General features: G+C 66.9%; 10 protein-coding genes. All 10 read left to right on the top strand.

What is annotated here, in order from left to right; all coding sequences use genetic code 11:
* Nucleotides 1-3,476 (top strand): response regulator (locus ACFE7U_RS15580; protein WP_375410632.1); only part of this gene is annotated, 3,476 nt, incomplete at its 5' end.
* Between the two features lie 5 nt (nucleotides 3,477-3,481).
* The gene (locus ACFE7U_RS15575) at nucleotides 3,482-5,602 is read left to right on the top strand and encodes a response regulator (RefSeq protein ID WP_375410631.1); all 2,121 of its coding nucleotides are present in this window, start codon (nucleotides 3,482-3,484) and stop codon (nucleotides 5,600-5,602) included.
* Nucleotides 5,603-6,033: 431 nt separating this feature from the next.
* Nucleotides 6,034-6,804: an ABC transporter ATP-binding protein gene (locus tag ACFE7U_RS15570; RefSeq protein ID WP_375410630.1), complete on the top strand. Its 771-nt coding sequence runs from the start codon at nucleotides 6,034-6,036 to the stop codon at nucleotides 6,802-6,804.
* A 40-nt stretch (nucleotides 6,805-6,844) separates the two neighbouring features.
* Nucleotides 6,845-7,696, top strand: coding sequence for an ABC transporter permease (locus tag ACFE7U_RS15565; protein ID WP_375410629.1), 852 nt, complete (start codon nucleotides 6,845-6,847; stop codon nucleotides 7,694-7,696).
* 143 nt (nucleotides 7,697-7,839) lie between these two features.
* Entirely contained in the window at nucleotides 7,840-8,844 is a 1,005-nt protein-coding gene (locus ACFE7U_RS15560; RefSeq protein WP_375410628.1) for an ABC transporter substrate-binding protein, read from the top strand.
* 3 nt (nucleotides 8,845-8,847) lie between these two features.
* A complete protein-coding gene (locus tag ACFE7U_RS15555) occupies nucleotides 8,848-9,612 on the top strand; it encodes a succinate dehydrogenase/fumarate reductase iron-sulfur subunit (protein WP_375410627.1) in 765 nt (254 codons plus the stop codon).
* Nucleotides 9,609-9,938, top strand: coding sequence for a succinate dehydrogenase (locus ACFE7U_RS15550; protein WP_375410626.1), 330 nt, complete (start codon nucleotides 9,609-9,611; stop codon nucleotides 9,936-9,938). Before ACFE7U_RS15555 ends, ACFE7U_RS15550 begins: the two co-directional genes overlap by 4 nt.
* Nucleotides 9,935-10,276 (top strand): succinate dehydrogenase, encoded by a 342-nt coding sequence (locus ACFE7U_RS15545; RefSeq protein ID WP_375410625.1) that lies wholly within the window; start codon nucleotides 9,935-9,937, stop codon nucleotides 10,274-10,276. The genes ACFE7U_RS15550 and ACFE7U_RS15545 overlap by 4 nt, the downstream gene beginning before the upstream one ends.
* A gap of 51 nt (nucleotides 10,277-10,327) precedes the next feature.
* Nucleotides 10,328-11,200: a fumarate hydratase gene (locus ACFE7U_RS15540; RefSeq protein WP_375410624.1), complete on the top strand. Its 873-nt coding sequence runs from the start codon at nucleotides 10,328-10,330 to the stop codon at nucleotides 11,198-11,200.
* A gap of 26 nt (nucleotides 11,201-11,226) precedes the next feature.
* The coding region (locus ACFE7U_RS15535) for a fumarate hydratase C-terminal domain-containing protein (protein WP_375410623.1) at nucleotides 11,227-11,534 on the top strand (308 nt) is incomplete at its 3' end.

Here is an 11,534-nt window from a genome sequence, read left to right as displayed (position 1 = left end):
AGCTGAAATCCACCATCAACACCATGGTGGACCAGCTCAACTCCTTCGCGAGCGAAGTGACCCGCGTCGCCCGCGAGGTCGGCTCGGAGGGCAAGCTCGGCGGCCAGGCGCAGGTGCGCGGCGTCGGCGGGACCTGGAAGGACCTGACCGACAACGTGAACATGATGGCCGCCAACCTCACCGGCCAGGTCCGCGGTATCGCCGACGTCGTGACGGCGGTCGCGCAGGGCGACCTGAAGCGCAAGCTCTCGGTGGATGCCAAGGGCGAGATCGCGGCGCTCGCCGACACCGTCAACGAGATGATCGAGACCCTGGCCACCTTCGCCGACCAGGTCACGAACGTCGCGCGCGAGGTCGGCGTCGAGGGCAAGCTCGGCGGTCAGGCCCGGGTGCCGGGCGCCGCGGGCCTGTGGCGCGACCTCACCGACAACGTGAACCAGCTCGCCGCGAACCTGACGACCCAGGTGCGCGCCATCGCCGAGGTGGCCACGGCGGTGACCAAGGGCGATCTCGCCCGCTCGATCGCCGTCGAGGCCTCCGGCGAGGTCGCCTCGCTGAAGGACAACATCAACGAGATGATCCGCAACCTGCGGGACACGACGCTCAAGAACGCCGAGCAGGATTGGCTGAAGACCAACCTCGCCAAGTTCACCCGCATGCTGCAGGGCGAGCGCGACCTCGCCACGGTGTCGAACCTGATCCTCTCCGAGATCGCCTCCCTGGTGAACGCGCAGCGGGGCGTCTTCTACATGGTCGAGAACGACGGGACGGAACCCGTGCTCGACCTGATGGCGAGCTACGCGTTCACCGAGCGCAAGAACCTGTCGAACCGCTACCGGATGCGGCAAGGCCTCGTCGGGCAATGTGCCTACGAGAAGAAGCGCATCCTGCTGACCAACGTGCCGGGCGACTACATCACCATCGGCTCGGCGCTGGGCGAGGCCGCCCCCCTCAACATCATCGTGCTGCCCGTCCTGTTCGAGCAGGAGGTCCGGGCCGTGATCGAGCTGGCCTCGTTCAACCGCTTCAGCGAGACGCACCAGCTCTTCCTCGACCAGCTCACCGAATCCATCGGCATCGTGCTCAACACGATCGCCGCCAACATGCGGACGGAGGGCCTCCTGAAGCAATCGCAACTCCTCACGGGCGAGTTGCAGAGCCGACAGGAAGAGTTGAAGAAGACCAACGATCGCCTCGAGCTGCAGGCCGCATCGCTTCAGCAATCGGAAGACCTGCTCAAGAACCAGCGCGAACGCCTCCAGACGACGAACGAGGAGCTGGAGGAGAAGGCCCGCCTGCTCGAGATCCAGAAGAAGGAGGTCGAGGGCAAGAACCGCGAGGTGTCGGTCGCGAAGACCGCGCTGGAGGAGAAGGCCGAGCAGCTCTCGCTGACCTCCCGCTACAAGTCGCAGTTCCTGGCCAACATGAGCCACGAGCTGCGTACGCCGCTCAACAGCCTGCTGATCCTCTCGAAGCTGCTGACCGAGAACCGGGACGGCAACCTGACCGACAAGCAACGGGAATTCGCCAAGACGATCAACGCGGCCGGCTCCGACCTCCTGTCGCTCATCAACGACATCCTCGACCTCTCGAAGATCGAGTCCGGGACGGTCTCCCTCGAAGTTGGCGACGTGCCGCTGCAAGACCTTGTGGACCACCTCGACCGGACCTTCCGCCAGGTCGCCGAGGAGCGTCATCTCACCTTCGCCATCAAGGTCGCCCCCGGCCTGCCCCGGGCGGTGCGGACGGATTCGAAGCGGTTGCAGCAAGTCCTGCGCAATCTCCTCTCGAACGCCTTCAAGTTCACCGAGAAGGGAATCGTGACCCTGCGGCTCGGGTCGGCCGAAGGCTCCCCGCTGCGGTCGGGCAGCCAATGGATGGCCCTGTCGGTGAGCGACACCGGCATCGGCATTCCGGAGGACAAGCAGCGCATCATCTTCGAGGCCTTCCAGCAGGCCGACGGCACCACCAGCCGGAAGTATGGCGGGACGGGCCTCGGCCTCGCGATCAGCCGCGAGATCGCGCGGCTCCTGGGCGGCGAGATCGTCCTGGAGAGCGTGCCCGGCGAGGGCAGCACCTTCACGCTGTTCCTGCCCTTCGAGCCTCCCGTGACCTCGGGGGTGAGCCGTCCGATGGAGGTTCATGAGGGCAACGGGGCCGCCCCGCCGGTGAGCCGGCAACCCTCCGCCGCCATGGCGCTCTCGGCCTCGGCCGACGACCGTCACGCCATCCAGGCGGGCGACCACATCGTGCTCATCGTCGAGGACGATGCCATGTTCGCCTCCGTCCTGCTCGAACTGGCGCGCGAGCGCGGCTTCAGGGGCCTGATCGCTCAGGACGGGGCAGGGGCGCTCGCCCTTGCCCACCGGTACAAGCCCCACGCCATCACCCTCGACATCGGCCTGCCCGACATGGATGGCTGGGCGCTCCTGGACCTCTTGAAGAACGACCTCCGCACCCGCCACATCCCGATCCACGTCATCTCGGTCAACGACGAGAAGAAGCGCGGGCTGAAGGCCGGCGCCTTCGGGTTCCTGGAGAAGCCGGTCGACCGCGAGGGACTGCTGAAGGCCCTCGAGCGGTCGAAGGAGTTCATCACCCGGCCCGTCCGCAACCTGCTTCTTGTCGAGGACGACGACAACCAGCGCGCCAGCATCACCGCGCTACTGAGCGAGGAGGACGTGAAGGTGTTCGGCGTCGGCACGGCCTCCGCGGCCCTGGAGGCCGTGACGGGCGGCCGCTTCGATTGCGCGATCATCGATCTGGGGCTGCCCGATATGGGCGGCTCGGAGCTGATCGAGCAGATTCGGGCCTCGCAGGACGGGGAGGAGCTTCCGATCATCGTCTATACGGGTCGGGAACTGACGGCGGCCGAGGAGCAGCACCTGAAACAGACGGCCTCCACCATCATCCTCAAGGATACGCTCTCGTCCGAGAGGCTGCTCGACGAAACCGCCCTGTTCCTCCACCGGGCACTCGGCCACGCGCCCGCCGAGGACCCGATCCTGGTCGAGCGGAAGGACCCGGCCTCGCTTCAGGGCTGCCGTGTTCTCCTCGTCGACGACGATCTGCGCAACATCTTCTCCCTCACCAGCGCGCTGGAGCAGTACGGGCTGGAGGTCCTCTTCGCCGAGAACGGGCGCGACGGCATCGCGCTTCTGAAGGCCAATCCGAACATCGACGCGATGCTGGTCGACATCATGATGCCGGGGATGGACGGATACGAGACCATGCGGGAGATCCGGAGCGACGATGCCTTCCGGACCCTGCCCCTGATCGCCGTCACCGCCAAGGCGATGAAGGGCGATCGCGAGAAGTGCCTCGACGCGGGTGCCTCGGATTACGTGTCGAAGCCCGTCGACATGGACCAGCTCCTCGCCGTCCTGCGGGTGCAGCTCGAACGGCGCGGACAAGCCACCGCTGGCCCGCAGCGCCGTGCAAATGGCGCGGCGGACACGGCCGGGCATGCCCAATGAGGGATTTGCCGCCGCCATCCTCCTGGGACCCGGATCCCGCCGGCGATTCGGACGCCGCGCCGGGGCAGCCTCCGATCCGTGCGAAGATCCTCATCGTCGATGACGACCATCGCAACCTGCTGGCCGCTTCGGAAGTGCTCGACGAGCCCGGCCTCGAACTCGTGCTGGCGGACACGGCGGAGGAGGCCCTGCGCCGGACGTTGCGGGAGGACTTCGCCCTCATCCTGCTCGACGTGCAGATGCCCCGCATGGACGGCTACGAGGTCGCGTCGCTGATCCGGAGCCGGCCCCGGACCTCTCGCGTGCCGATCCTGTTCCTGACCGCGCACAACAAGGAGGACGTCCACATCTTCCGCGGCTATTCGGCCGGCGCGGTCGACTACGTCTTCAAGCCGATCCAGCCCCTCGTCCTGAAATCGAAGGTGGACGTCTTCGTCGACCTCTATCGCAAGACGGAGGAGATCAAGCGCAAGGCGGCCGCCGAGAAGCAGCTACTCCTGGAGAACCTGCGGGTGCGCGGCGAGAAGCTCGAAGCCGAGCGGGCGCTGCGGCGGCGGGAGGAGCACCAGGCCGTCGTGCTGCGCGGGCTCCCCATCGCCCTCTACACGGCCTCTCTCGGAGAGGCGGACCGAGGCCTGTACTTCACCAACGACAGCATCCAGCGCATCACCGGATTCTCCCGGGACGCCTTCGAGGCGCCGGGGTTCTGGCAGTCGCGGATCAATCCCGAGGACCGGCAAGGGGTTCTGGACGCCCTCCGGGCGGTGGTCGAGACGGGCTCGGCGACGCTCGAATATCGCTGGCGCAACGCCGACGAAGCGGAGCGGCACATCCTCGATCAGATCGTCGTCAATGCCGGCGAGGACGGCGCCCCGTCGGAGCTGTTCGGCATGTGGTTCGACGTCTCCGAGCGGAAGGAACTGGAGCTCAGTCTCCTGCACGCCTCGAAGCTCGAGGCGATGGGCCGCCTGACCGGGGGCATCGCGCACGACTTCAACAACATGCTGAGCATCGTGATCGGCAACCTCGATCTCCTGCAGAACTCGATGCAGACCGACGAGAAAGCCCATCGGCGCGTGCTGAGCGCCATCGAGGGCGCGCAGCGCTGCGCGGAGCTCACCAGCCGCCTCCTGACATTCTCCCGGCGCTCGCCGCTTCAACCTGCCGCTCTCGATCTCGCGGCCTTCATGCCCGGGCTCGTCAGCCTGCTGGAGCGCACGTTGGGCGAGCGCGTCGGCGTGTCGCTCTCCATGGAGGACGGGCTCCCCGAGGTCTGCGTCGACCACGCGCAACTCGAGGCGGCCCTGATCAACCTCGCCGTCAACGCCCGCGACGCCATGCCGGATGGCGGCCGGCTCGACATCGCCGTCCGCCGGCCCGACGGGGCGTCATCGATCGATGATGGCGCGACCAGGTCGGTCGGGATCTCGGTCACCGATAGCGGAACGGGCATGTCGCCGTCCGTCCTCGCCAGGGTGTTCGAACCCTTCTTCACGACGAAGGAGGCCGGCAAGGGCACGGGCCTCGGCCTCAGCATGGTCTACGGATTCGTCCAGCAAAGCGGCGGAACGATCACGGCCGACAGCGTGCCGGGGCAGGGCACGAGCATCACGATATCCTTGCCGGCCTCCGCCGGAGCAGCCGCCGGGTCGCCCGCCCGGATGCTCAGTGATGACGCCGCTGACCTGCACGGGGCAGGACGTGCCGTGCTCGTGGTGGAGGACGAGGCGGACGTGCGGCGCATCGCGGTGTCGGCGCTCGAAGCGCTCGCCTTCCGCGTCACGGATGCGGGCAGCGGCGAGGAAGCCCTCGGAATTCTGGAGCAGGCTCCGGACATCATGCTCGTCTTCAGCGACGTGAACATGCCCGGCCCCATCGACGGCATCGAACTCGGGCACATCATCCGGCGCCGCTGGCCCGATATCCCGGTGCTCCTGACGTCGGGCTATCTTCGGGAAGAGCAGGACGTGAGCGGCTTTCAAGTTCTGCAGAAGCCGTATCGCACGTCGGAATTCGTCGAGAAATTGCGCACGTCTCTCCCCGGCGGGAGCACGTTCCTCGGCGCGGATCGATCGATGGACGGCGCGATGCCCGAGTTGGAATCTCGAGACCTGCTCGAGACGTGAATCGGGCGACCCGGTATTTACCGACCGGGCCGAGTGACGGCGAAACCATGCTGACCGTCATCCGTTGGCCGCCGTCACGCTGCCCCATCCACCGAACTCGGCGATGAACCGCTTCCATGAGGGTCGGTCACGAGAACCTGCGCTCGCTGCAAACCGGTTTGATCGCCCGAATTCACACTCGAGGCAGTCTTAGCCAAATCAATACGTTGTGCTAATATTCCTGTCTTATAAAAGATATCTGACCTTTACAGCATTTGCTCGGCTTGATACGACTTCCTCCTGCCGAGCGGCTCATATCCGTCCGGCTGCGGGGCAGCGCGACGGTTTCGATGCGGTGACGCCACACCCATGCGAGCCAGACCTGACCGGGCATCCAAAACGCGCAACGTCGCGAAGACTGCGGCAGAAGCTGCGGCGTCAGGGAGGATCGGATGGACCTGAACAGTCCTCTGCTGGAGGTTGACGGTGTCACGCTCCAGTACAAGACGCCTCAGCACCTCGTGACGGCAACCTACAGGGTCAGCTTCCAGGTCCTGCCGAGCGACAGGTTCGTGCTGCTTGGCCCGTCCGGCTGTGGGAAGTCGACCCTTCTGAAGGCGGTCGGCGGCTACATGGCGCCGACGGAGGGCGAGATTCGGCTGAAAGGTCGGGCCGTCACTGGACCTGGACCGGACCGCATGATGGTGTTCCAGGAATTCGACCAGCTCCTGCCCTGGAAGACCGTTCGGCAGAACGTCGTCTTCGCCCTTGAAGCGTCGCGGCGCCTGTCCGGCCGCGAGGCCGAGGAGCGGGCCATGCACTACATCGACAAGGTCAATCTCACGACTTTCGCCGACAGTTATCCGCACATGCTCTCGGGCGGCATGAAGCAGCGCGTCGCGATCGCCCGAGGCATGGCGATGGAGCCCGACATCCTCCTGATGGACGAGCCCTTCGCGGCGCTGGACGCCCTGACGCGCCGCCGGATGCAGGACGAACTCCTCATGCTGTGGGAGGGAACCCGCTTCACGGTCCTCTTCGTCACGCACTCGATCCCGGAGGCGATCAAGATCGGCTCGCGAATCCTGCTGCTCTCGCCCCATCCCGGTGAGGTCAAGGCGGAGTTAAACAGTGCGGGCTCGCCCCAGGAGGTTCTGCAGCTGGAGCAGCGGATCCAGCAGATGCTGTTTTCCGAAGAGGTGAAGGAGGCGGAGAATGTCTAGGATGGCCGTTGCCTTTTCACCTTCGGAAGCGGTGACCCCGATGCGTCCCGAGATCGTCCGCGAAGCGACCGGCGCCTACGGCGGCGCGATCGTCGAGAAGCCTCTGTCGTCCCTCGAGCGGCTCTACAACCAGGCTTGGCTGCGCAAGATCGTCATCCTCGCGGTGCTCGCCACCATCTGGGAGATCTACGGGCGCTACCTCGACAACGACCTCCTGTTCCCGACCTTCTCGGCGACCGTCGCGGCCTTCGGGCGAGGCGTCGCGGACGGAACCCTGATCCAGCGGGCCTGGGGATCGATCCAGGTTCTGCTCATCGGCTACGCTCTCGGCATCCTGCTCGCCGCCCTGCTCACCGGGCTCGCCATCACCTCACGGATCGGCACCGACTTCCTCGAGACCATGACGTCGATGTTCAACCCGCTGCCGGCCATCGCCCTGCTGCCGCTGGCTCTGATCTGGTTCGGCCTCGGCAACGGCAGCCTCGTCTTCGTCCTCGTCCATTCGGTGACGTGGGCGATCGCGCTCAATACCCATTCGGGCTTCCTGTCGGTGAGCCGGACCCTGAAGATGGTTGGCCAGAACTACGGGCTCAGCGGCGCCGGACTGATCCGCAAGATCCTGATCCCGGCGGCCTTCCCGAGCATCCTCACGGGCCTGAAGGTCGGCTGGGCGTTCGCCTGGCGCACCTTGATTGCGGCCGAACTGGTGTTCGGCGTCAGCTCGGGCTCGGGCGGGCTCGGCTGGTTCATCTTCGAGAACAAGAACATGCTCGACATCCCGAACGTCTTTGCCGGCCTGCTCACCGTCATCCTCATCGGCCTCGTCGTCGAGAACCTGATCTTCCAGACCATCGAGCGCCGGACGATCCGCCGCTGGGGCATGCAGGCCTGAGACGCGAGCCCGCGATCTAAGGCAGCCTCGCCGATGGCCAAGTCATATATATGACAGATGACCATTGACTCACGAAGACCGGGTCGTAACCTCGGCAGGACAGCGAACCGCAAGAGTTTCGCGAAAACAGGGAGAAGCCGCACATGCGCGCGAAAGGTTTGATCCGTCTCATCGGGACCGCCGCGGTGGTCCTGGCGGGCGTGGCCGCTGCCGGCGCCGAGGTGGCGACGGTGCGCCTCGCCAAGCAGTTCGGGATCTCCTACCTGCCGCTGACCGTGATGGAGGAGCAGGGGCTCCTGGAGAAGCAGGCCAAGCAGCAGGGCCTCGATCTCAAAACGGAGTGGCTGCGCTTCACCGGCGGCTCGGGCATGAACGAGGCGCTGCTCTCGGGCAACCTCGACTTCGCTGCCGGCGGCGTCGGTCCTATGCTGACGATCTGGGGCCGCACGCGCGGCAACATCATGGTCAAGGGCGTGGCCGCGTTGAACGCGATGCCGCTCTGGCTCGTGACGGTCAATCCCGACGTGAAGTCGATCAAGGACTTCACCGGCAAGGACAAGATCGCCCTGCCCACCGTGAAGACCTCGATCCAGGCGATCACCCTGCAGATGGCCGCCGAGCAGGCTTTCGGGAAGGGCGAGCAGGGCAAGCTCGACCCGCTCACGGTCTCGATGGGCCATCCCGACGCGCAGACCACCATGCTGAGCGGCCGCTCGGAGATCACGGCGCATTTCGGTTCGCCTCCCTTCCAGGAAGCCGAGTTGAAGGATCCCCGCGCCCGCAAGGTGCTCGACAGCTACGACGTGCTCGGCGGCCCCCACACCTTCAACCTGGTCTGGGCGAGCAACAAGTTCGTCTCCGCCAATCCCAAGGTGGTCGCCGCCTTCATCGCGGCCCTGGAGGACAGCCTCAAGCTGATCCGCGACGATCCGGCCAAGGCCGCCGCTCTCTGGATCAAGGCGGAAGGCGCGAAGCTGAGCCAGGCCGAAGCCGAGGCGATCATCCGCTCGCCCCAGAACGAGTGGACCACGGCGCCCAAGCGCATGCTGACCTATCTCGACTACATGAACCGCGCCGGCCTCGTCTCGGCCAAGGCGACCGACCAGAGCGAGCTGTTCTTTCCGGCTCTCCGCGCCACGGGGAAGTGAGCCATGACCGCGCCGGTCATGCCCGCCGCCGCTGAACGGGACGCCGAAGCGATGCTGGAGGTCCGTGTCTGGCGAGGTGACGCAAGCGGCACACTCCAGACCTACGCCGTGCCGCGGCGGCCGAACCAGACCATCCTGGACGTCGTCACCGAGATCCAGCGCGAGCAGGATCCCTCGCTCGCCTACCGCTTCGCCTGCCGGGTCGGCATGTGCGGCTCCTGCGCCATGATGGTGAACGGGCGCCCGCGCTGGACCTGCCGCACCCGCGTCGCGGGCGTGGCCGAGAACGGGATCCTTACCCTCGAGCCGCTGCGCAACCTGCCCGTGGTCAAGGATCTGGCCGTCGACATGGAGCCCTTCTTCGAGAAGTGGCGCGATGCGCACGGCTATTTTGAGCCGGGCGAGACCCCGCCCGGCGACTTCGCCGTCGTGTTGCCGGACTCGCCCGAGCGGCGCGAGGTCGATGCCGGCATCGAGTGCATCAATTGCGGCGTCTGCTACGCGGCCTGCGACGTGGTCTCGTGGAACCCGGACTATCTCGGGCCCGCCGCCCTCAACCGGGCCTGGACCCTCGTCAACGACGTGCGCGACGCCGGCCAAGCGGCGCGGCTCGCCGCGGTGTCGGGCGATGCCGGCTGTCATTCCTGCCACAGCCACACGAGCTGCGCCGAATATTGTCCGAAGGCGCTCGCGCCGACCTTCGCCATCGCCGGCCTGAAGCGCGAGACCGCGCGGGCCGCGCTCAGACGGTTCCGGAGGAAGCGATGAGCCCGCTCCTGTACCTGGCGCAGCGCGGCACCGCCGCCATCCTCGCCGTCACCGTCGCGGTGCATCTCGGCACCATCGTGTACGCCGTGCGCGGCGGGCTCACCGCGGGCGAGATTCTTGCCCGGACGCAGGGCAATGCCGCGTTCCTGGCCTTCTACGTCGTCTTCGTCCTCGCGACCGCGATCCACGCGCCGATCGGCCTGCGCAGCATCCTGCGCGAGTGGACCGCCTGGCGCGGGCGCAGCCTCGACGCCGCGATGGTGGCGTTCTCGGCTCTGCTGACGGTGCTGGGCCTACGCGCCGCGCTCGCGGTGTTCCTCGCGTGATCCGCGCGACGCATCGGAAGCCGGGCTTTGCCGCCGCGCTGCTGCACCGGCTTTCGGGCGTGGCGCTCGCCCTCTTCCTGCCGATGCATTTCATCGCGCTCGGCACCGCCCTCCAGGGGGCAGACCGGCTCGAGAGCTTCCTCGGGCTGACCCACAACGGTTTCGTGCGCACGGCCGAATGGGGCCTCGTCATCGCGCTCGCGCTGCACATGGCGCTCGGCCTGCGGGTCCTGGCGATCGAGTGGCTCGCCTACCGCGAGAAGACCGCGCTCCTCGTCTCCGGCTGCGTCGCAGGCTCCTTCGCGGTCGGACTCCTGTTCCTCCTCAGCGGGGCCTGACCCGCGAGAGACCCCACGGCCCGGCAACATCGTCCAGCAAGGAAGACCGGCATGGACCTCGACCTCCAGGAACTCGAAGAGGTCTGCAAGGACCTCTACATCCGAGCCCTCAAGATCCTGCCCCCCGACATCAAGGCGGGCTTCAAGGACCTCGTGCGCGACGAGACCAGCGCCACCGGCCGGGCCATCCTCGGCACCATGGTCGAGAACATCGCGGTGGCCGAGCGCACGAAGAACATCCTCTGCCAGGACACTGGCATCCCCATCTACAACGTCGTGATCGGCCGCGACGTCCGGTTCGACGGCGCCGGTCTCAAGGCCGCCATCCGGCGGGGCTGCGCGCGCGCAACCACGGAGCACTCGCTGCGCTCCTCCGTGGTCCATCCGATCACCCGCAAGAACGAGCAGACCTCCTGCGGCATCCGTGTGCCGATCATCCACGTCGATTTCGACGAGCGGGAGGAGACGGTCTCGGTCGAGATGATCCCCAAGGGATCGGGCTCCGAGAACGGCTCGTTCCTGCAGATGCTGCTGCCCTCGGACGGCATCAATGCCGTCAAGCGCTTCGTGATCGACCGCGTGATCGAGCTCGGCGGCCGGGTCTGTCCGCCGACGATCGTGGGCGTGGGCATCGGCGGCACCTCCGATCTCTGCATGCATCTCGCCAAGGTCGCGGCGACGCGACCCCTGCGCTCGGCCTGCCCGGATGAGGACGGCGCGCGGATCGAGGCGGAACTGTCGCGGGCCGTCAACGAGCTTGGGATCGGGCCGCAGGGCCTGGGCGGCCGCTCGACGAGCTTTGCGGTCCATGTCGAGATCGCCGCGACTCACATCACCCAGAATCCGGTCGCCGTGAACATCCAGTGTCACTCGGCGAGGCGCGCACGCGCCGTCCTCACCCCGGGCGGCATCGCCTTCGTCTGACGGTCCGAGAGCCCAAAGGCACTCCCATGCATCACGTCCTCGACATGCCCATCGACGCGGACCGGGCACGCACGCTGAAGGTCGGCGACACCGTCACCCTGCGCCGCACGCTGTTCGGCATCCGCGACGCCACCCTGATCCATATGTTCGACCGGGACCGCCGCACCCGGCTCGACCTGAACGGGCAGGCGGTGATCCACACCGCGCCCAACGTCCACCGGGTCGCGGTCTCGGAGGACGCGCCGGTCGGATACGCGCCGTTCTGCATCGGGACCACGACCTCGATGCGCATGGAGCGCTTCACCGATGCCCTGATGGCGCGCGAGGGCGTGCG

Origin of the sequence: uncultured Methylobacterium sp. (assembly GCF_964251405.1) — a bacterium.
GTDB lineage: Bacteria > Pseudomonadota > Alphaproteobacteria > Rhizobiales > Beijerinckiaceae > Methylobacterium.
Note: the sequence above shows the minus strand (reverse complement) of the source record. Positions and strands in the feature narration are given on the sequence as shown.